This is a genomic window from Acetobacter persici, assembly GCF_018256955.1.
Lineage (GTDB): Bacteria > Pseudomonadota > Alphaproteobacteria > Acetobacterales > Acetobacteraceae > Acetobacter > Acetobacter persici.
Genome location: NZ_JAERKU010000003.1, coordinates 283,326 through 304,795 on the forward strand (window position 1 = coordinate 283,326; position 21,470 = coordinate 304,795).

Annotated in this window: 18 protein-coding genes; 9 read left to right on the forward strand and 9 right to left on the reverse strand. The window is 57.8% G+C overall.

Annotated elements, in window-relative coordinates:
- Positions 1 to 16: 16 nt before the first annotated feature.
- Both trpE and JK199_RS05770 read right to left on the reverse strand, forming a co-directional pair.
- Positions 17 to 1,555: an anthranilate synthase component I gene (gene trpE / locus JK199_RS05765; RefSeq protein WP_212374438.1), complete on the reverse strand. Its 1,539-nt coding sequence runs from the start codon at positions 1,553 to 1,555 to the stop codon at positions 17 to 19.
- Entirely contained in the window at positions 1,552 to 3,471 is a 1,920-nt protein-coding gene (locus JK199_RS05770; RefSeq protein ID WP_212374441.1) for a SurA N-terminal domain-containing protein, read from the reverse strand. Before JK199_RS05770 ends, trpE begins: the two co-directional genes overlap by 4 nt.
- A 223-nt stretch (positions 3,472 to 3,694) precedes the next feature.
- On the opposite strand from JK199_RS05770, the gene tpiA reads away from it, so the two are divergent.
- The 4 genes from tpiA (at position 3,695) to kdsA (ending at position 7,406) form a co-directional block, all read left to right on the forward strand.
- A complete protein-coding gene (gene tpiA, locus JK199_RS05775) occupies positions 3,695 to 4,435 on the forward strand; it encodes a triose-phosphate isomerase (RefSeq protein ID WP_212374443.1) in 741 nt (246 codons plus the stop codon).
- A gap of 26 nt (positions 4,436 to 4,461) precedes the next feature.
- Positions 4,462 to 4,800 (forward strand): preprotein translocase subunit SecG, encoded by a 339-nt coding sequence (gene secG / locus JK199_RS05780; protein ID WP_212374445.1) that lies wholly within the window; start codon positions 4,462 to 4,464, stop codon positions 4,798 to 4,800.
- Between the two features lie 138 nt (positions 4,801 to 4,938).
- Positions 4,939 to 6,570, forward strand: coding sequence for a CTP synthase (locus tag JK199_RS05785; RefSeq protein ID WP_212353378.1), 1,632 nt, complete (start codon positions 4,939 to 4,941; stop codon positions 6,568 to 6,570).
- Entirely contained in the window at positions 6,567 to 7,406 is an 840-nt protein-coding gene (kdsA, locus tag JK199_RS05790; RefSeq protein ID WP_212374447.1) for a 3-deoxy-8-phosphooctulonate synthase, read from the forward strand. Before JK199_RS05785 ends, kdsA begins: the two co-directional genes overlap by 4 nt.
- Positions 7,407 to 7,715: 309 nt before the next feature.
- Here kdsA and gyrB read toward each other — a convergent pair whose 3' ends face one another.
- The 7 genes from gyrB to mutM form a co-directional block, all read right to left on the reverse strand.
- Positions 7,716 to 10,154, reverse strand: coding sequence for a DNA topoisomerase (ATP-hydrolyzing) subunit B (gene gyrB, locus JK199_RS05795; protein WP_212374449.1), 2,439 nt, complete (start codon positions 10,152 to 10,154; stop codon positions 7,716 to 7,718).
- A 110-nt stretch (positions 10,155 to 10,264) separates the two neighbouring features.
- Positions 10,265 to 11,374 (reverse strand): DNA replication/repair protein RecF, encoded by a 1,110-nt coding sequence (gene recF / locus JK199_RS05800; RefSeq protein WP_212374451.1) that lies wholly within the window; start codon positions 11,372 to 11,374, stop codon positions 10,265 to 10,267.
- A 115-nt stretch (positions 11,375 to 11,489) separates the two neighbouring features.
- Positions 11,490 to 12,614 carry a DNA polymerase III subunit beta gene (gene dnaN, locus JK199_RS05805; protein WP_025826902.1) on the reverse strand — a complete coding sequence of 375 codons (1,125 nt, stop codon included), beginning with the start codon at positions 12,612 to 12,614 and terminating at the stop codon, positions 11,490 to 11,492.
- A gap of 141 nt (positions 12,615 to 12,755) precedes the next feature.
- Positions 12,756 to 14,186 (reverse strand): chromosomal replication initiator protein DnaA, encoded by a 1,431-nt coding sequence (gene dnaA / locus JK199_RS05810; RefSeq protein ID WP_077929927.1) that lies wholly within the window; start codon positions 14,184 to 14,186, stop codon positions 12,756 to 12,758.
- A gap of 335 nt (positions 14,187 to 14,521) precedes the next feature.
- Positions 14,522 to 14,791 carry a 30S ribosomal protein S20 gene (gene rpsT, locus JK199_RS05815; protein ID WP_025826906.1) on the reverse strand — a complete coding sequence of 90 codons (270 nt, stop codon included), beginning with the start codon at positions 14,789 to 14,791 and terminating at the stop codon, positions 14,522 to 14,524.
- The gene (locus tag JK199_RS15955) at positions 14,766 to 14,897 is read right to left on the reverse strand and encodes a hypothetical protein (RefSeq protein ID WP_256940007.1); all 132 of its coding nucleotides are present in this window, start codon (positions 14,895 to 14,897) and stop codon (positions 14,766 to 14,768) included. Before JK199_RS15955 ends, rpsT begins: the two co-directional genes overlap by 26 nt.
- Before the next feature lie 27 nt (positions 14,898 to 14,924).
- Positions 14,925 to 15,764, reverse strand: coding sequence for a bifunctional DNA-formamidopyrimidine glycosylase/DNA-(apurinic or apyrimidinic site) lyase (gene mutM / locus JK199_RS05820; RefSeq protein WP_212374453.1), 840 nt, complete (start codon positions 15,762 to 15,764; stop codon positions 14,925 to 14,927).
- A 29-nt stretch (positions 15,765 to 15,793) separates the two neighbouring features.
- On the opposite strand from mutM, the gene JK199_RS05825 reads away from it, so the two are divergent.
- The 5 genes from JK199_RS05825 to JK199_RS05845 all read left to right on the forward strand — a co-directional run bounded on the left by JK199_RS05825 (position 15,794) and on the right by JK199_RS05845 (position 21,467).
- On the forward strand, positions 15,794 to 16,579 hold the full coding sequence (locus JK199_RS05825; RefSeq protein WP_212374455.1) for a class I SAM-dependent methyltransferase: 786 nt from the start codon (positions 15,794 to 15,796) through the stop codon (positions 16,577 to 16,579).
- 6 nt (positions 16,580 to 16,585) lie between these two features.
- On the forward strand, positions 16,586 to 17,833 hold the full coding sequence (gene coaBC / locus JK199_RS05830; RefSeq protein WP_212374457.1) for a bifunctional phosphopantothenoylcysteine decarboxylase/phosphopantothenate--cysteine ligase CoaBC: 1,248 nt from the start codon (positions 16,586 to 16,588) through the stop codon (positions 17,831 to 17,833).
- A 27-nt stretch (positions 17,834 to 17,860) separates the two neighbouring features.
- Positions 17,861 to 18,340: a dUTP diphosphatase gene (gene dut, locus JK199_RS05835; RefSeq protein ID WP_212374459.1), complete on the forward strand. Its 480-nt coding sequence runs from the start codon at positions 17,861 to 17,863 to the stop codon at positions 18,338 to 18,340.
- A 65-nt stretch (positions 18,341 to 18,405) separates the two neighbouring features.
- The gene (locus JK199_RS05840) at positions 18,406 to 20,094 is read left to right on the forward strand and encodes an ABC transporter permease (protein WP_408742342.1); all 1,689 of its coding nucleotides are present in this window, start codon (positions 18,406 to 18,408) and stop codon (positions 20,092 to 20,094) included.
- 14 nt (positions 20,095 to 20,108) lie between these two features.
- Positions 20,109 to 21,467 (forward strand): ABC transporter ATP-binding protein, encoded by a 1,359-nt coding sequence (locus JK199_RS05845; RefSeq protein WP_212359278.1) that lies wholly within the window; start codon positions 20,109 to 20,111, stop codon positions 21,465 to 21,467.
- The last annotated feature ends 3 nt before the right edge of the window (positions 21,468 to 21,470 follow it).

Here is a 21,470-nt window from a genome sequence, read left to right on the forward strand (position 1 = left end):
ACGGAAGAGCAAGAACTCAGCCCTTTGCCTGTGTAGCATAGTGAATGGCTTCTTCCGCAGCCCGGAAAACAGCACGGGCTTTGTGGCGGGTTTCCTCATATTCCAGTTCGGGCACGCTATCGGCCACAACGCCACATCCGGCCTGCACATGCATCATGCCGTCTTTAACAACGGCCATGCGCAGCCCGATGCAGGTGTCCATATCGCCCCCTGCCCCGAAATACCCGATGCACCCGGCATATGTCGCCCTGCGGCTACGCTCAATTTCGTCAATAATTTCCATGGCGCGAATTTTGGGCGCACCCGTGAGCGTACCCGCCGGGAACGCGGCAATCAGGGCATCCAGAGCGTCCAGATCGGGCCGGATTGTGCCTTCCACGTTGGAGGAGATGTGCATGACGTGACTGAAACGCTCAATCACAAACCGTTCTGTGACATGGACGGAACCCGGCTTGCAGACACGCCCAACGTCATTACGGCCGAGGTCAATCAGCATCAGATGCTCGGCACGTTCTTTTTCATCCGCGAGCAGATCCTGCTCCAGCCACAGATCTTCGGCTTCATCCTTGCCGCGTGGGCGCGTGCCTGCCAGAGGCCTGACCGTCATGGTGCCGTCACGCAGCCGCACCAGAATTTCAGGGGACGATCCCACGAGCGAAAATGCCCCAAGATCCAGATGGAACAGGAACGGTGCCGGGTTAACGCGGCGCAGAGAGCGATACAGCGCCAGAGACGGCAGCGTAAACGGAGCAGAAAAACGCTGACTGGGGACAACCTGAAAGGCATCCCCTGCGGCGATATAGTCCTGAATTTTTTTGACGGCGTTACAGAACTCTTCGCGCGAGAATGTGGAGTGCGGTGCTTCAAACGCCAACGGCGCCGCAGCGTCAGAGGCAGCGGGCAACGCCCCGACCAGACAGGTACGTGCGCGGGAGAGAAGAGTCTGCGCTTTATCCCACGCGGCCCCGGCGTCTTCCCCTGCTGTCGGGCGGACCGGAGCCGCGAGAATCAGCTCATCACTGACCGTATCAAAAACCGCAAACAGACCGGGGCGCATCATGACGGCTTCCGGCAGGTTGAGGTCATCCGGCGGGGCGTCAGGCAGATATTCCATCTGCCGCACCATGTCATACCCCAGATAACCGAAGAGCCCGGCAATCATGGGAGGGAGGCCTGCTGGCAGATCAAGCTGCGTCTCGCGGATCAGGCTGCGCAGGGAGGCCAGAGCCGCGCCATCGACGGAACGGGTCTGGATATCAGGCTGTGCCGGATTTTCATCAACTGTGACCCGCCCGTTGTGGCAGGTCCACACCAGATCCGGTTTCAGGGCAATCACGGAATACCGGCCGCGTGACACCCCGCCTTCAACGCTTTCCAGCAGCAGCGTGTAACGCCCCGTGCCACCATCAAACCCGGCAAGGCGCATGTAAGCGGAAACCGGGGTGAGCAGATCTGCCGGTTCTACAGAAAAGACAACGGACGGTTTTCCCGCTTTCCATGCGTCCTGACAGGCCTCGCGTGACGGAGAGGCCGCAATGCGTGCTGTAACGCTCATGGCGCGGCACTTCCGTCAAATCCAAGGGAAGACAACGCTGCCTGCACGGCCCGCTGGTTGATAACGGGCGGTGTGCGCTTGCTGAGTGCTTCAACATAGGACGCAACCAGATCGTCCCCGGTGGACTGTGCAAGGGCTGTTTTCAGACGCTGGTAGCCCGCCAGATCCGCCATGGGGTTGGGTGTTGAGACAGAGGTTACCGTTGCGACCAGAAACTCCCCGGCATCTTCAGCCATCACGGACTGTCCTGCTTTCATGCGGGGCAGATAATCCATGAGTTCAGCCGGAATGGCTTTGTTGGGGACGGATCGTGAGAATGCAAGACCTTTTACAACCGGTGCACCTGCGCCGGCGACGTTGGCGAGGCCGCCTTTTTCCTGCGCTGCGGTGTAGAGGGCTGTTGCCTGTTCATCCGCTGCATGTTTGCGGGCATCCGCCTGCCATGCGGCCAGAACCTTTGCTCTGGACTGATTAAAAGAGAGTTGTGCGGCAGGGGTAATCGTGTCGACCTCAACGGCATACCAGCTATTGTCAGGCCCTTCCGTCAGGTTCGGTTTCGCGCCTTTAGTCTGTGTAAAGATCTGCTGCACAATGGCATCACGCAGTTTGCCGGACGCCGGAAGCGGTGCTGGTGTGCCGTCCTGTGTGTTGCCCTGCGCATCCAGCGTGCCTGCGGCTGCCGCGGCGCCGATATCCGTCGGGATGGCGTCCAGACCGTTGCCTGCCATGGCATCCTGCAACTGGCGGCTCCGTTCGCCGACAACAGACGGGCCTTTCGCGTCACGATACTGCTGAAGGATTTCTTTTTTGGCGATGTCAAAAGGCGTGTCTTTGGGCGGCGTTATTTTTGTAACGCGCAGCACAACCCAGCCGCCTTCTGATTTAAACGGCCCCTGAATCTCATTCAGAGGCGCAGCAAAGACAGCTTTGCTCAGACTTTCGGACGGAATGGCCGAGGGGCGTGCTCCGGGCATCTCAACAGACGCGCCGCCTTTGGCAGCCGCCTGCACAGCACTCCAGTCTCCTCCTTTTGTCCAGACATCAGCAACAGCGCGAGCCTGTGCTTCATCCTGCATCGTCACAACCTGCACGTCGCGCGTTTCCGGCACGTGGTAGCGGTCGCTTTCTTCGTCGTAGACGCGTTTCAGATCTTTTTCATCAATGCTGATCGTATCAGCCACTGTGGCGGGGGACAGCACAACAACGCGGGCATGGCGCAGTTCGGCGGTCCGGAAATCGTTCAGATGGTTTGCGTAATAGCGACGCAGAACCGCATCATCCGGAGCGGCAGGCGTTGGCTGCTCAGCAAAGGGAATACGGATCAGGTCAATCGTCCGGGTCTGAAGGCCGAAGTCGGACAGGCGTTTGGTGAGGGTGTCAGACACACTCGCGGCCTGACCAATCGGCTGCAATTCGGTGCGGCTTGTCAGATCATCGCGGATCATCGTCAGAAAGCGCTGCTCTGGAATGTCGCGCTCCCGCAGGCGCGCGTTCAGAATATTTCTGTCGAACTGACCGTTGGCACCTTTGAAATAAGGCAGAGAGAAAACTTCATCCCGCACGGCCGAATCTGGCACGGCTACTTTCAGTTTGCGGGCGGCTTCCTGCAGTTCCGCCTGCCCGATCAGCCGTTGCAGAACCTGATAGGCAATCTGCTGGCGCATGGCAGCAGGCACCTGTGCAGGGTCTGTCACGCCCATCTGTTTGGCGATGGTCGGCATTTCTCCCTGCAGGGACTGCGCAAGATCCGCCGAGGTAATGCGCTGCTGGCCCACCTTGGCTACGATATCTGTCTCCGTGCCCATGTAACCGAGCACATCCCCTACCCCCCAGCCGATAAAAGCGAGGAAAATGACGATGGCGCAGACACGCCCAAGCCAGGATTCAACAAAAACGCGACGCAGATAGGAGATCATGAACCGTGGGATCCGGGAGAAGACAAAGACCATGCCACGAGCAAACCCGGGCGCGGCACCATAAGCGGAGCAGCCGGACTTGACCAGCGGGAACAAACCGGGACGGCCCTAAACACGCACGCGGCATCTTGCCCGACAGGCCGAGTGTATGGTTTAGCCTGTTTTCTATGGCAGAGTGACGCAGTCAGGATGCGGACACCGGCAGCACGGAAGGACGAGGCGTATGACCAGACAGATTATCGTCGGCAACTGGAAGATGAACGGCACCAGCCGTGATTCGCAGGCGCTTGTTGAGGCTCTGCTGGCAGGGCTCCCGGCCATTCTGCCGGATATTGTCACCTGCCCGCCTTTCACGCAGCTGGCTCTTCTGGCCGATAAACTGAAGGCCTCTCCGATTGCTCTGGGGGCGCAGGATTGCCACAAAGCCACGTCCGGCGCGCATACGGGTGATATTTCTCCGGCCATGCTGACGGACCTTGGTGTGTCCTATGTTATTCTGGGACATTCCGAGCGTCGGCAGGAGCATGGTGAACTGGATGAAACCGTGCGGGAAAAAGCGGTCGCTGCCGCAAAAGCTGGCCTGACCCCGATTGTCTGTATTGGGGAGACAGAAGACCAGCGCGAAAGCGGCGAACATTTCGATACGCTGGGCTGGCAGATCAAAGGGTCCCTGCCTGACAATTTCTCCGGTATTCTGGCTTATGAGCCGATCTGGGCTATTGGCACCGGCCGTGCCGCCACGGAAGACGAAATTGCCGAAACCATGAAATTCCTGCGTGAAGAGCTGGTGCGTCAGTTTGGCGAGGCTGGCAAAACGCTCAGGATTCTGTATGGTGGCTCCGTTAATGCCAAGAATGCGGCTTCCATTCTGTCCCTTACAGATGTAGCAGGGGCCCTTGTAGGGGGTGCCAGCCTGAATGCAGAGGCATTCCTATCCATTATCGGCGCGGCTTCTGCTGCCTGATTTCCGCACTTTATCGGGAACTCGACATGACTACAGCCCTGCTGATTCTGCATATTTGCGTGACCATAGCCCTGATTGGCACTGTGCTGATCCAGCGCAGTGAAGGCGGCGGCCTTGGTATTGGCAGCAGTCAGGGGATGGGGGCTTTCATGTCCGGCCGGGGTACAGCCAATCTGCTGACCCGCACTACTGCGGTACTTGCCGGGTTGTTCATGCTGCTTTCTCTGGTGCTGGCTATTCTGAATCGTGGGTCTTCCACGGGTGCCGGGCATGACATTCTGGCTCAGCCCCCGGCTCCCGCCGCTGTGACCGCACCTGCCCAGCCCGCAGCACCGCCGGTTCTACCGGCTCCGTCCAAACAGTAACATGTTTCCTGCTCTCTCCCTCCTTCCCGGAGCCGGAGAGAGGAAGTGTCTTTGTTCCTCTGCGCTTGCACAAAGCTGCGGAGGAATTTCTATGTCCATCTTTACCCACCCGGCTTTGTCCGTGTAGGAAGTCTGCTCATGACCCGTTTCGTATTTATCACCGGCGGTGTGGTGTCCTCTCTCGGGAAAGGCATCGCGTCAGCGGCTCTTGCAGCCCTTCTGCAGTCACGCGGCTATAAGGTCCGTCTGCGCAAGCTTGACCCCTACCTGAACGTTGATCCCGGCACCATGAGCCCCTACCAGCACGGGGAGGTGTTTGTGACCGATGACGGGGCTGAAACAGACCTCGACCTTGGCCATTATGAACGCTTCACGGGTGTGAACGCGACCAAGGAAGACAACACCACCACGGGCAAGATCTATTCCGACGTTATCGCGCGGGAGCGCCGTGGCGATTACCTTGGTGCAACAGTTCAGGTGATCCCGCACATTACCGATGCCATCAAGGATATTGTGGTGGCCAATACGGATGATGTGGATTTTGTGCTGGTCGAAATTGGCGGCACCGTCGGGGATATTGAAAGTCTTCCGTTCCTTGAGGCTATTCGTCAGCTTCGGAATGACCTCGGCCCGGCCCAGACCATGGTGGTGCACCTTACGCTGCTCCCCTGGATTCCGTCCGCCGGAGAACTGAAAACCAAGCCCACGCAGCATTCCGTTAAAGAATTGCAGAATGTCGGCATTCAGCCGCAGATCCTGCTCTGCCGCTGTGACCGCGCTATTCCGGATACCGAGCGGCGCAAGATTGCCAATTTCTGTAACGTGCGCCCGGAAGCCGTGATTGCGGCCCGCGATGTGGATACGATTTATTCCTGCCCCCTCGCCTATCATGCTGAAGGCATGGATACCGAGGTGCTGCGCTATTTCGGTCTTCCCCATACGGAAGAGCCGGATCTGTCTGGCTGGGAAAAAATTGTCGATGCCATCCGGCGTCCGGATGGCGATGTCCGGATTGCCGTGGTTGGAAAATATACGGCCCTGCTCGACAGCTATAAATCTCTGAACGAAGCCCTGCTCCACGGTGGCATTGCACACCGGGCAAAAGTCAAGCTGGACTGGGTGGAAGCTGAAGCTCTTGAAGAATCTCCGGATGCTCTGGAGCGTCTCTCTACAGCGCACGGGATTCTGGTGCCGGGTGGCTTTGGGGAGCGTGGCTCCAAGGGCAAGATTGCCGCTGTGCGCTATGCGCGTGAACACGGCATTCCGTTCCTTGGCATTTGCTTCGGGATGCAGATGGCTGTGATCGAGTGTGCCCGCAACCTTGCGGATATGCCGAATGCCTCCTCCACCGAATTTGGTGAAGCGGATGAACCGCTGGTTGGTCTGATGACAGAATGGGCGCGTGGGGACGAACGCCTGCGCCGGAGCGAAGGGGGCGAACTGGGCGGCACGATGCGGCTCGGTGCCTATCAGGCAACGCTGGTGGAAGGCTCACGGGCTGCTGAAATTTATGGCACGACGCACATTAGCGAACGGCATCGCCATCGTTATGAAGTGAATATTCACTACAAGGATCAGCTTGAAAAAGCCGGACTGAAATTCTCAGGTCTGTCTCCTGATGGCATCCTGCCGGAAGTGGTTGAGTACCCGGATCATCCGTGGTTTGTCGCGGTGCAGTATCATCCGGAACTCAAGTCACGTCCCTTCGCGCCGCATCCGCTGTTTTCCGGGTTTATCGGTGCAGCACTTGAAAAGGTCCGCCGCGCATGACGCATGCTGCTGCTCATAATTTTCAGCTTCAGTCCCTCAGCATTGGTAATGATCAGCCTTTTGTGCTGATCGCAGGCCCATGCCAGATTGAATCTGCGGCGCATGCCATGGAAACGGCTGTCGCGCTGAAAGAATTATGTGCCGCGGCAAACATCGGGCTGATTTACAAAAGCTCTTTTGACAAAGCCAACCGTACCAGCCTGTCCAGCGCCAGAGGCGTTGGTATGGCGGAGGGTCTGGCTATTCTTGCCGATATCCGGAACAGCCTGAATATTCCGGTGCTGACAGACGTTCATGCGCCGGAGCAATGCGCCCCGGTTGCTGAGGCTGTCGATATTCTGCAAATCCCGGCGTTTCTGTGCCGACAGACGGATCTTCTTCTGGCTGCAGGGCAGACCGGGGCTGCGGTAAATGTTAAAAAAGGTCAGTTTCTTGCGCCGTGGGACATGCAGCATGTCGCCGCCAAAATTGCCTCTACCGGAAACCAGCGGATTATGCTGTGTGAACGCGGAACCAGCTTTGGTTACAATACGCTGGTGAATGACATGCGTGGACTGCCTATTATGGCGCAGACCGGGTATCCTGTTGTGTATGATGCGACGCATTCTGTGCAGCAACCTGGCGGTCTGGGTGGGTCTTCAGGCGGTCAGAGAGAATTCGCCCCTATTCTCTCCCGTGCGGCTCTGGCGATTGGTGTCGCTGCTCTGTTTATTGAAACGCATGAAGACCCGGACCGTGCTCCGAGCGACGGCCCTAACATGTTGCCCATCAAGGCGCTCCCTGCCCTGCTGAAGCAGTTTCGTGCTCTTGATCAGATGATTAAAGCTGCGGCCTGAAAATTCAGACAGTCTTCGGCTTAAGAAATTTTGGAAATCGGGGAGAGGTCTAAGGCCTTCTTCCCGATTTTTTTTGTGGAAGCCGTCTGCATTTTTATCTGTAATTGGTTTTACAATTGTCCCACGGTCGAAGCCAGCAAGCCAGCAAGCCAGCAAGCCAGCAAGCCAGTCAGACAATATGGATGGTAGCGGCGCGGCTTAGCCCGCGTATTCATTGCAAATCAGGTAATATTTAGCAGCCGAAAGCAAAATGAATAGGGAGCCAAACGGCTCCCTATTCATTTTGTCAGAGGTAGAACGCTCGCGTTCTTACACGTCCAGATTGGCGACTTTCAGAGCATTGCCGACGATAAAGTCACGGCGTGGTTCCACGACATCACCCATCAGAGTGGTGAAAACCTGTCCGGCTTCTTCCACATCACCAACCTTGACCTGAAGCAGGGTGCGCATGGACGGGTCCAGTGTGGTTTCCCACAACTGTTCGTCGTTCATCTCGCCCAGACCTTTAAAGCGGTTGATGGCCAGACCACGCCGGCCCTGCGCAAGCAGCCGGGTATAAAGTTCAGACGGTCCTTTGAGCGGGAGATCAGTAGTTTCCAGCCGCAGGCTGACGCCTGTGCCAAACTCACGCACCAGACGGTCTAGCTGGCTGGTCAGCCAGCGGGCATCTCCCCCCGCCAGCATCATGGGGTCAATCCGATACACTTCGCCCACGCCCCGCACGCTACGGGCAAGTTCGAGACCATCCGTGCTGGCGACGGCTTTCCAGCCCCGTTCATTTTCAGAAGAGGCGGCATCCAGACGTTTCTGAAGCTCGGGGATGCGCGACTGGAGTGTCTCCAGATCAGACGTTAGCGCACCAGCGAGTGCTGCCTGCTCAATAATCCAGTTCGGCACCCGGTTGGACAGGCGGGAGACAGCCTGAGCTGCCTGCCGGATAAATGGCAGATCAGCCTCCAGTTCCGCGCCAGAAACCACCCGACTATCGGCATACACAAAGGCTGCATTATTCAGAGCTTTGTCCAGCAGATACTGCTCAAGTGCGGCATCGTCCTTCAGATAGCGTTCTTCATTGCCGCGTTTGGCGCGATAAAGCGGCGGCTGAGCGATGTAGAGATAGCCCCGTTCAATCAGTTCCGGCATCTGACGGAAGAAGAAGGTCAGCAGCAACGTGCGGATATGAGAGCCGTCCACGTCAGCGTCAGTCATGATGACGATGCGATGATAGCGCAGTTTTTCGACGGAGAAGCCGCCCTGCTCCGCTTCACCCCTGCCAATGCCGGTACCGAGCGCGGTAATCAGTGTGCCGATTTCAGCCGAGCCAAGCATACGGTCAAAACGGGCGCGTTCCACGTTGAGAATTTTGCCTTTAAGCGGAAGAATTGCCTGAAAGCGGCGGTCCCTACCCTGCTTTGCGGTTCCCCCTGCGGAGTCACCCTCAACGATGAAAATTTCAGCTTTGGAGGGATCGCGTTCCTGACAGTCCGCCAGCTTGCCGGGTAGCGAGGAAATATCCAGCACCCCTTTACGGCGGGTCAGTTCACGCGCCTTACGGGCGGCTTCACGCGCGGAGGCAGCATCCAGCACCTTGCCAACAACAAGCTTGGCTTCTTTGGGGTGCGTTTCAAACCAGTGGCCGATCATGTCAGCAGCCGCTGCATGCACGACAGGCTGGACTTCAGAAGAAACCAGTTTGTCTTTGGTCTGTGAAGAAAATTTCGGGTCAGGCACTTTGACGGACAGAACAGCCGTCAGGCCCTCTCGCATATCTTCCCCCACAAGAGACTGGGAATCTTTCTTTGCAATGCTTTCGGCATATTTGCCGACAATACGTGTCAGCGCCTGCCGGAACCCAGCCAGATGCGCGCCGCCGTCTCGCTGGGGGATGTTATTGGTGAAGCACAGCATCGTCTCGTGAAAGCTGTCATTCCAGCTCAGCGCGAATTCAACCTTGATGCCGTTATCCGGGTTTTCCATGCTGCCGGTAATGGGCGGGGTGACAATGGGGGTGCGGGAGCGGTCCAGCCATTCCACAAAGGCTTCAAGTCCGCCTTCATAATGGAAAACCTCTTCCCGCAGTTCTTCCATGCGCGCGTCGCGCAGAACAATTTCCAGCCCGGAGTTCAGAAATGCCAGTTCACGCAGGCGGCGTTCCAGAATGGCAAAGTCAAAAACCGTTTTCGGGAAGGTTTCGCCGCTCGGTTTGAAGGTGACCTGCGTGCCACGTTCGGCATCAGACGGGCCGACAACTTCCAGTGGCCCTTCGCGCTCACCATGCCGAAAGCGGATCATATGCTCCTGCCCGTTCCGCCAGATGCGCACTTCCATGCTTTCGGAGAGCGCGTTCACCACAGCGGCGCCCACGCCATGCAGGCCGCCAGAAACCTTGTAGGAGTTCTGATTGAACTTGCCGCCAGCATGCAGGCGCGTCAGCACGACTTCCGCTGCGCTGATCCCCTCTTCTGCATGCATGTCCGTCGGGATGCCGCGTCCATTATCCCGCACGGTCACGCTGCCATCAGCATTAAGCGTCAGAACGCAGCGGGTTGCAAAACCTGCCTGTGCTTCGTCAACAGCGTTATCAATAATTTCAAACGCCATGTGGTGCAGGCCCGAGCCGTCATCGGTATCCCCGATATACATGCCCGGCCGCTTACGGACGGCATCCAGCCCTTTCAGCACAGAGATCGACGCGGCGTCATACTCTTCCATTCCGGTGGATGGTGTGGGCTGAGAAAGGTCTGTCATAATGGTAACGGTACTCCGGAAAAGAAGAATAGGACCTGATGTTGTCTTATACTCCGGCCAGCGCAGTCCGACCAGATTGGAAGCTCTCTTTTATGGGATAGTCGCCCGATTTATCCGGGAAATTTACCCTGTTTTAGTGCAACAAAGCTTGCCTGTGCCCGCAAGTCCTCAAAAGGTGCTTCGTCTGTTCCCGTCAGGATCACCGTCGTGCGGAAATCTTTCACGATTTCAAGCAGAGAGCCGCGCCGGTTCTGGTCCAGATGCACCAGAGGTTCATCCAGAAGTAACACGGGCGGCGTGCCGCGATAATCTTCTACCAGTCGGGCATGGGCGAGCACTGTGCCCATAAGAAGCGCTTTCTGCTGCCCCGTGCTGGCTGTCGCCGCCGCTAAACCTGTCTGTAAATCAGAAAGCCTGAAATCTGTGCGATGCACACCAAATGTTGCCCGCCCACGCTCCCTGTCCTGCTGGCGGTTTGCGGCAAACTGCTCCCGCAGCCAGTCTTCCACCGCGAGTGCCGGAGCATGGTCCAGTTGTTCTGCAATCTCACAGAGCAACCTCACATTCACGGCGGGAAAGGCACCAAGGCTGGACTGCGCGAACAGGCAGAGCTGTTGCACCATCTCACGCCGGGCCGCCGCGACTGCCGCGCCGTGGCGGGCCATGGAGGCTTCCAGCCCGCCCAGCCATGAGGCTTCGGAAAAGCGTGTCTGAAGCAGTCTGTTGCGCTGCGTCATGGCTCGATCATAGGCCAGAAGTTCGCGGGCATGGTGGGGGGTTACCGCCATGACCAGCCGGTCCAGAAAACGCCGTCTGCCCGATGCGCCCTCACTGAACAGCCGGTCCATTTGCGGTGTAATCCAGACGGCGGAGAGGGTTTCCTCCAGCGCATCGCGATTACGGACCTGCTGGCCGTTGAGCAGATAGACACGGCGGGCAGCGTCACCCGCTCCGGCCATGCCTGTGCCAAGCTCAAGCCTCTCCTCGCCAAAGGAAAATCGCGCGGAAATGCCCCAACTGGTCGCGTTGTCCCGGCCTAGCTGTGCCAGCGGCGCGCCCCGTAAGCCGCGGCCCGGCGTTAAGAGAGAGAGGGATTCCAGTAGGTTGGTCTTGCCGCTCCCGTTCTCTCCGGTGATGACAACAAGGGACGCATCCGGTGACCACACCAGACGCTCATAATTACGAAATTCGGAAAGGGTCAGTTTAAGAAGCTGCGCCACATTCTATCCGATAAAACGCCCGGCCCATGAAGCATCATGCGCTGAGCCTGCCAGACGCATCCGTCCCTCCCCGGCGTAGTTGTCAGTTTGCACCGGGGGAGAAAGAGCCGGGGTTTTAAACGCGCATCGGCATCAGTACGTAGAGTGCCGAGGGACTGTCGACGTCGCGGACGATGGTGGGTGCAGCGCTGTCAGAAAATGCAAATTCGACGTCTTTTTCAACCTGATCGGTAATATCGTTCAGGTAACGGGCCTGAAAGCCAATTTCCAGAGATTCCGCGTCGTAGGAAATCCGGCTTTTATCCAGTTCTTCCGTCGCCATACCCTGCTCCGGGCTGCTGGCGGACAAGGTGAGCAGACCGGGCTCCAGCGCGAGTTTGACCGGACGGGAGCGCTCCTGACTAATGGCCGCCACACGGGCCACGGCATCGGAGAAATCCTTTTTGCCAACCCGCAGGATACGCGTGTTGTTGAGCGGAATAACACGGTCATATTCCGGGAATGTGCCGTCAATCAGCTTGGATGTCAGCATCACAGGACCGGCTGTAAACTGCACGCGGGTTTCTGAGAGCGCGACTTCAATTTCTTCCGGCGCTTCATCAATCAGCTTACGCAGTTCTGCGACGGTTTTACGCGGGATGATCACGCCCGGCATGCTCTCAGCCCCGGCAGGCAGTTCTGTTTCCACGCGGGCCAGACGATGCCCGTCGGTTGCAACAGCGCGTAACAGCTTGCCGCTCTCGGTCTCGGCTGCGTGGAAGAAAATGCCGTTCAGATAGTAGCGGGTTTCCTCAGTGGAAATCGCGAAGCGTGTACGGTCGATCAGGGAGCGCAGAACGCCGGACCCGACCTTGAAGTGGCACGGCAGATCACCCGTGCCCATGGAGGGGAAATCATCAACGCTCAGCACGTTCAGGCGAGTGGAATAGCGGTCAGCGCGGAGCAGCAACGGGCCTTCGCTATCCGCCTGATCCAGTTCGACTTCCACGCTATCGGGCAGTTTGCGGACAATTTCATACAGCACGGACGCCGGGACCGTGGTGGCACCGTCACGTTTGATCGTGGCGGGAATTTCTTCCACCACTTCAATTTCCATATCGGTTGCCTTCAGGCTGAGCTTGCCGCCTGCGGCCTGAATCAGAACATTCGCAAGGATGGGGATTGTATTACGCTTTTCAGCAACACTCTGGATGTGTGCCAAAGCTTTGAGCAGTATTGCGCGCTCAGCTGAAAACTTCATCTCTGCCTCTTTCCTGCATGACCGGCCCCACGCAGGAATTCAGGCGGGCCGGGTTCTATCCTGTTGAAAACTAACAGCCATGACGGTGCAGTCAATCTCTGAATGCCCGTATTCCTGCGGCGGAATACGGGCGGCTCCGGTCTAGCTTTCCAGCATCCGGCGCATCAGTTCGACATCCTCTGCAAACGCAGGGTCCCGTTCCATAAGTTCCGCCACGCGGGAGACGGCGTGCATCACGGTTGTATGGTCACGGTTCCCGAATTTCCGGCCGATTTCCGGCAGGGAGCGGCTGGTCAACTGCTTGGCCAGATACATGGCGACCTGCCGGGGCCGTGCGACGGCTCTGGCGCGGCGGGCGGAAGACATATCCGTCAGGCGGATATTCCAGTGTTCCGCTACCCGCTTCTGAATTTCCTCAATCGTCACGCGCCGGTCGTGCGCCTTGAGGATGTCGTGCAGGACATCCTGTGTCGCTTCCAGCGTAACGGGCCGGCCAAACAGGTTGGCATGGGCGATCAGGCGGTTGAGAGCGCCTTCAAGCTCACGCACGTTGGATGTGATCTTATGCGCAAGAAATTCCAGCACCTTGGCGGGCACGACCACACCGGACGCAGCGGCTTTTGATTCCAGAATGGAAATGCGCAGTTCAAACGTGGTGGCGTGAATGTCAGCCACCATGCCGCAGCCCAGCCGTGTCCGCAGGCGATCTTCCAGCCCCGAGAGATCGGACGGGGATTTATCGGCTGACACCACAATCTGCCGACCAGCATCAACCAGAGCGTTAAAGGTATGGAAGAATTCTTCCTGCGTGTTGTCTTTGCCGATCAGGAACTGGAGATCATCAATCATCAGCACATCAACGGACCGGAGTTGTTCCTTGAACTCCATGGTGGATTGAGAGCGGATGGCGGCAATAAAGCGATACATGAACTTTTCGGCAGACATATAGGCAACGGAGACGTTACCGCGCTGCACCAGTTCTGCCCCGATGGCATGCATCAGATGTGTTTTACCCAGACCCACACCGCCATACAGGAAGAGCGGGTTAAAGCCGACGCTGGAGGGTTTCTCGGCCACGCGCCGCGCGCAGGCATAAGCGAATTCGTTGGGTTTGCCGACGACAAACGTATCAAACGTGAAGCGGGTATCCAGTGCCGTCACAAGATCGCTACGAACTTCCGGCGCGCTCCGGGGAGCCTCTTCCGGTTCAGCGATGGATACCGCATCAGAGGGATCTTCGCTCAGCGCAAGCGGCGGAGCCACCGGGTCTCCGGGGCGCGCAACCTGAAGTTCCACCCGGCGAATGGCCGGCATCACCTGATTCCAGAGTTCGCTCAGACGGTCGCCATACTGGCTCCGCACCCAGTCACGCAGGAAGCGGGTGGGCAGGAGGAGTGTAATCTCATCACCATCCACAGGCCCCAGCGCAATTTTGGTCAGCCAGGTGCGGTATTCAACCTCCCCGACTTCGCCCTTCAGCCTTGAACAGATCTGTAACCACGATTCCTCAAGTGCCTTGCCATCCTCAAGCTGAGGGAAAGCCCTTTCGTCATCGTCCACTCCGATTGTCATCTACGCTCCCGAGCGGTCATTAACGCGGCCAGCCGCGCGTAAATTTCGAATAAGGGACCGCTTGCGCGGCCACCAGAAAGCCGGGCTTCCGGCAGGCCTCGCTGCCGCAGGAAAAGCGGCGCAGGAGAGCGAAAAACGCTTCCCTGATGGTGTGGAGACTAGCGACTAGAATTAAAGCACGACCGAGGGAGGAGCAACGAAAATCTCTGTGCCCTTGTCCTCATTTCTGCCATGCCATGCCGAGGGCTACACAAAAAATAAAGCCGAACCACCCCAGGATGATTCGGCTTTACAAAACGCATGCTTCAAAAGGCTGCTGAAACAGCCCGAAGGCCTCAGGCGGTTGCCAGAGACTTTACGCGAGCAGACAGGCGGGAGATTTTGCGTGCAACCGTGTTTGCATGCACAACGCCTTTAATCACGCCGCGCTGCAGTTCCGGCTGAGCAACGCGGAGAGCTTCACGTGCTTCTTCATGGTTGCCAGCAGCAATTGCAGTTTCAACCTTCTTGATGAAGGTGCGCATGCGAGACTTGCGGGCTGTGTTACGAGCAGTCCGCTTTGCGGTCTGCCGGATGCGCTTACGCGCTGAAGCGATATTCGCCATGAGTTTCTATTTTATCCAGCACAAAAGAAATGGTAGCAGCCCGGCAATGCCAGGGTGGCTGCAAAGATGTAGCGGTGCTGTAATCCACAGCGGTATCCACAGTCAAGCCGCTTCACCCCTTATCAGGGTAATTTTAGCTTAATTTCTGCCGCAGCGGGCAGAAAAAGCTGGAACGTCCGGCTTGTGTTATCTGCTCAACGCCCGCGCAGTCCGGCAGTCCCGGGCAGTCCGGACAAGGTTGCCCCTTTCGCCCATAAACACGCCAGGCATGCTGGAAGTAACCCAGCCCGCCTTCCGGACGCACGTAATCCTTCAGGCTGGAGCCACCGGCTGCGATGGCTTCGTTCAGAACATCCTTGATTGCCCGGACCAGCCGCTTTGTCTCTGGCAGCGTTAAAGTGCATGCAGGGGTCTGGGGGTGAATACCCGTCCGGTATAGCGCTTCGCACACATAAATATTGCCCAGCCCGGATACAATTTTCTGGTCCAGCAGTGCCGTTTTAACGGGGGATTTCCGGTCTTTCAGGGCGGCGTGGAGCACGGTGCCCGTAAAACTAGCGTCCAGAGGCTCCGGTCCCATGCTGACCAGAAATTTATACTGTTCCTCCTGCCCTGTTGGCACGAGGTCGAGCATCCCGAAGCGGCGCGGGTCTACAAAGCCGCAGCGGCGGCCATCTGCTATAATGAAGGTCACGTGCTCATGCAGCGCCGGGGCTTCTGGAGAATCGAGAAGAATGCGCCCGGACATGCCCAGATGCAGCACGACAGAAAGATTATTCGACAGCCGCATAAGAATATATTTCCCGCGGCGCCGGAAGCCGGTGATGGTCTGCCCGGCGACAGAGGCACGAAAAGCCGCAGGAATCTGCCATCGCAGATCAGGGCGGCGGAGAATGACATCGCTGATTTCATGGCCTTGCAGAGCGATCTGCATACCACGCATCACGGTTTCGACTTCAGGGAGTTCCGGCATGAGTGCAAAGCAGGGTATAGGGTAACACCATGACCGACAATAGCTTTGCGCCCTCCCCCTCCTCTTCCGCTGCGCCGCAGGCGGAAGAAACCGATTTCGGCTTCCGCTCTGTCCGGAAGGACGAGAAGAAACCCCTCGTCCGTGCTGTGTTTGACAGCGTTGCGGGCAAGTATGACGTCATGAACGATCTGATGTCTCTGGGGATTCACCGGATCTGGAAACGTATTTTTGTCACCGAGCTTGGCCCGCAGCCCGGCCTGTCCCTGCTGGATCTGGCAGGCGGCACGGGTGATATCAGTTTTGGCTGGCTTCAGGGCGGTGGTGGTCCCACAATCATGACCGATATCAACAGCAGCATGCTGTCTGTCGGGCGGGACCGTGCGCTGAGCCGGGGTTTTGTTTCTGACCTGTCTTTTGCCGTGGTGGATGCTGAGGCGATTCCGCTCAAAGATATGTCGGTTGATCGTGTTTCCATCGCATTCGGCCTGAGAAACTGCACTGACAAGATGGCCGTTATCCGTGAGGCCCGACGTGTGCTGCGTCCCGGCGGGCGCTTCATGTGCCTGGAATTCTCCCGCGTGCAGGTCGCAGCGCTGGCGCCGGTTTATGATGCATGGTCTTTCAAGGTCCTGCCGACCATGGGCAGCATGGTGGCAGGTGACCGGGAGAGCTATCAGTATCTGGCAGAAAGTATCCGCACTTTCCCCGATCAGGAAACACTGGCCGAGATGTTCCGTGAGGCTGGCCTGTCTCACGTGCGCTATCAGTCCCTTTCCGGCGGGATTGCAGCCATTCACTCTGGCTGGCGTCTCTGATTTTTCATGACGTTTTCCCTCCCCCCTCGGTCTGTTCTTCTGATTGTCAGCGGAAGCATTGCGGCGTTCAAAGCCCCTGAGCTTATCCGGTCCTTACGGGCCGAGGGCATACAGGTGCGGTGTGTGCTGACGCGAGGTGGGAGCGAATTTGTAACACCGCTGACATTGCAGGCTCTCAGTGGTCAGTCGGTGCACACGGACTTATTTTCTCTGACGGCGGAGCAGGAAATGGGGCATATCGCCCTGTCCCGCTCCGCTGACCTGATTGTTGTCTGCCCGGCGTCTGCCAATATGCTTGCCCGCATGGCAGCAGGGCTGTCAGATGATCTGGCCAGCACAATCCTGCTGGCGACGGATACCCCGGTAATGGTCGCGCCCGGCATGAACGTGCGGATGTGGGATCATCCGGCAACCCGGTCCAACGTCCAAATTCTTAAAGAGCGCGGTGTGACCTTTCTGGGACCTGTTTCCGGTGAGATGGCCTGTGGAGAATATGGGCCGGGCCGTATGGTTGAACCGCTTGACGTGCGGGATGCCATTCTGGCGTTTTTTCGCACCCAGGCGCAGAAAAGCGGCCCACTGGCAGGCCGGACCTGTCTGGTCACGGCCGGGCCGACGCATGAGCCGCTGGACCCTGTGCGTTATCTTGCAAACCGCTCTTCCGGCAAGCAGGGCTATGCTCTGGCCGAGGCACTGGCGGATCTTGGCGCGAAGGTCAGGCTTATCAGCGGCCCGACGGCCTTGCGTGCTCCGGCTGGTGTGAATGCCTCTTTTTGTGAAACGGCCCGGCAGATGAACGCGCTCGTTGTGGAAGCCGCAGAGGCTACGTCATTTGATGTCGCCATCTGCTCCGCAGCCGTTGCAGACTGGCGACCCGCGTCTGTTCAGGACCAGAAAATAAAAAAAGCAGGCAAGGACGATGTGCCTGCGCCGCTGGAACTGGTGCCTAATCCGGACATTCTGGCGGGTCTTTCTGCCCCCTCCCCGTTGCGGCCCCGGCTGGTGATCGGCTTTGCCGCCGAGACCGAGAAGGTTGAAGCACACGCACGCGCCAAACTTGCCCGTAAGGGATGTGACTGGATTGTTGCTAATAACGTCGGTGCTGGCTCTGACATCATGGGAGGCCCCGAAAACGAGGTCGTTCTCATGACACAGGAGACAGTGGAGTCCTGGCCACGGCTGAGCAAGGAAGACGTGGCCCGCAGGCTTGCCATAACGGTTGCAGACTGGTTTTCTAAGCCGCACAATTCGTGACATACGCTATAAGATATGGAGTGCCTGATGCCCGCATCTGAATCCCGGAAAGCCGGCCTGACAGTGCGGGTGCAGCGCCTGCCCCATGGGCAGGATCTGCCTTTGCCATCTTACGCCACAGCAGGGGCCGCGGGGATGGACCTGCTGGCCGCAGTGGCGGAGCCCGTCACGCTCCAGCCCGGCGGGCGCACGGTTATTCCGACCGGGCTATGCATTGCCCTTCCCCCCGGATATGAGCTGCAGGTCCGGCCCCGGTCAGGCCTTGCCCTGAAACACGGAATTGTCCTGCCCAATTCCCCGGGAACCATTGATGAAGATTATCGTGGTGAGGTGGGTGTCATTGTACTGAATGCAGGTGAGACGCCTTTTACAGTGGAGCACGGGATGCGCATTGCGCAGGCTGTGATTGCTCCGGTCGAGCGCGTTTCCTGGGCTGAGTGCGAAAGTCTGGATGAAACCGCCCGCGGTGCCGGCGGCTTTGGCAGCACAGGAACCGGCCTGCCATGACGGCAGGACGACCGGATTTCTCTCGTTCCTCTCACGCTCCGTCAGCGGGCCTGCCGCTGCGGCATATGAATCTGGCGGATGCCGTTCTCCTGATCGGTGTTGTCGGGCTGGCCGTACTCGCCGGAAATAGTGTGCGCCACATGCTGGTGCCGCTTACGGCTCCAGCACAGGTGCCCATTCATCTCGATATCCTGAGCCTTCCCGGCTACGCTTTGCGAACAACCCTGAGGATGTTTGTAGCCCTCGGGATAGCGCTGGTTTTCACGTTTCTCTACGCCACCTTGGCCGCCAAAAGCCGCCGTGCCGCGCAGATTTTGCTGCCCTTGCTGGATATCCTCCAGTCTGTTCCCATTCTGGGCTTCCTGAGTTTTACGGTGACCTTTTTCCTAGGACTGTTTCCGGGGCAGGTTTTGGGGGCCGAACTGGCGGCGATTTTCACCATTTTTACGTCTCAGGCGTGGAATATGGCGTTTGGCATGTATCAGTCTCTACGCAGTGTTCCAACAGAGCTTGAAGAAGCAGCCCGATGCTTTGGTCTGACAGGCTGGCAAAAATTCTGGCGGCTGGAAGTGCCCTGCGCCGTCCCCTCTCTGGTCTGGAATTCCATGATGTCCATGGCCGGGGGCTGGTTCATGGTGGTGTATTCAGAGGTCATTACCGTAGGGCAAACCAGAATTCTCCTGCCGGGGATCGGCTCTTATGTCGGCGTGGCCATCAGCCAGAAAAATATAGGCGCCATACTGGCGGCCATTCTTGCCATGATGGCTGTAATTCTTGTGTACGATCAGCTGTTGTTTCGTCCGCTGACGGTCTGGGCGTCTCGCTTCCGGCTGGAGACGGCAGTGCAGGATGAAGCACTGCCAGAACCCTGGGTCTTGCGGTTGCTGCGCCGCACTCGTGTTCTGAGAAGCAGTATCAATCTCCTCCTCTCGTTTGTCCGTAAAATTGGCTCTCTTCCGCTCGGCCGCAGGCAGGGACGGTTTCGGCCCAGTCAGACAGTTCTTTCACAGCGCCTTTCTGATGGTCTCTGGTGGGGCGTGGTGGGGCTGGTTTTTCTGTGCGCGCTTGAGCAGGCATGGGTTTACGGCAGAGCGGCTTATACGCCCGGGCAAATCGGGCACGTCGTCGTTCTGGGTTTTTATACGCTGCTGCGTGTTATCAGTATGCTCTGCCTAGCCTCACTGATCTGGGTGCCTGTCGGCGTCTGGCTGGGGCTGCGCCCGATACGGGCTCAGCGGGCGCAGTTGATTGTGCAGTATTGTGCCGCTTTCCCAGCTAATCTGTTTTTCCCCATTTTTGTGGGGGGGATCGTTTATTTCCATCTCACGCCGGATATCTGGCTGACGCCTTTAATGATGCTTGGCGCCCAGTGGTATATTCTGTTCAATGTGATCAGCGGTGCATCCTCTTTTCCGTCGAATCTGCTGGAAGTCGGGCAGAATTTTGAGGTTAAAGGTTTGCTCTGGTGGCGGAGAATCATCCTGCCGGGTATCACCCCGTCCTATCTGGCGGGAGCCCTTGCGGCAGCGGGTGGCGCATGGAACGCCGCTATTGCCTCAGAAGTCGCGCAATGGGGGAATGAGACGGTGAGAGCGCATGGTCTTGGTGCCTATATTGCGCAGGCTACGAGTGAGGGAGATATTAGCGAGGTCGCACTGGGTGTTGTTGTGATGGCTTTGTTTGTGCTGATCCTCAACTGGCTGGTCTGGCGCCCGCTTTCTGACTACGCTTACCGCAGACTGAAACTGAGCTGACACAGGACCGAAGCATGACGTCCCCTTCCCTTGATGTTCCCTCCACGGCCAGACATGCCTCCGTTCTGGTTGAGGCACGGCATGTCAGTCAGTCCTACCATAAAGACAGTGCGGTCGATCTGCTGGTGCTGGATGATGTCAATCTGACATTGAATTCCGGAGAAATCGTTGGATTGCTGGGGCGCTCAGGCTCCGGCAAATCAACCCTTCTGCGTATTCTGGCCGGATTGCTGGCCCCTTCATCTGGCGAGGTGTTCTGGAAAAATGAGCCGCTGACGGGGCCAGCTGATGGCGTGGCTATGGTCTTTCAGTCCTTTGCTCTCTTCCCGTGGATGACGGTGGAGGAAAATGTTGCACTCGGGCTGGAAGCCAAAGGCATTACAGGGGAAGAGCGCGACAGACTTGTGGAGAATGCCATCGAGCTGATTGGCCTTGGAGGGTATGAAAATGCCTGGCCAAAAGAGCTGTCCGGTGGAATGCAGCAGCGCGTAGGGCTTGCGAGGGCGCTGGTTGTGCAGCCGGATCTGCTGCTGATGGACGAGCCTTTTTCCGCTTTGGATGTTCTGACAGCCGAAAATCTGCGTACAGACCTCGTGGAACTCTGGTCAGAAAAAAAGCTGCCGGTGCAGGCCATGCTGGTGGTAACACATAATATCGAAGAAGCCGTTCTGATCTGTGACCGGATTATGATTTTTTCCTCCAATCCGGGTCGCATTGCGCATGTGCTGGCTGTTCCTTTTGCCCACCCGCGAGACAGGGAAGATCCTGCGTTCCGTCAGTTTGTGGACCACATCTATGCCCTGATGACGCAACGGGCCCCGATTATCTCTGAGGCCGATCTGGCTGTTGGCGTAAAACAGACGGTACAGGCAGCCCCCTCTTTCATCGCATTACCGCTGGTCTCCATCACGATGATGATCGGGATGATGGAGGCTCTGGCGGCTCCGCCGCTCAATGGTCGCGCGGATCTGCCGATGCTTGCGGAAAAACTGCAGCTGGAACTGGATGATCTATTCCCGTTAGGCGAATCTCTGGAACTGCTCGGTCTTGCGGAACTTGAAGATGGCGACATCCTGCTGACCAATGAAGGTGTGCATTTTGTGCTGAGTGACCTTGAGGAGCGCAAAGCCATCATGAGTCATGCGCTGCTTCATCATGTGCCGCTGGTAAAAATGATCTGCACGGTGCTGGATGAGCGTCCTTCTCACAGCACAAATGCAGACCGATTCCGCGATGCGCTGGAAGAAGCAATGTCCCCGGACTACGCGCGCCAGACGCTCCAGACCGTCGTGGGCTGGGCACGTTTCGCTGAGCTGTTTGATTTTGATGAAGAAGGAGACCGCTTCTATCTTGAAGAAGCGATCTCTGAATAAGCC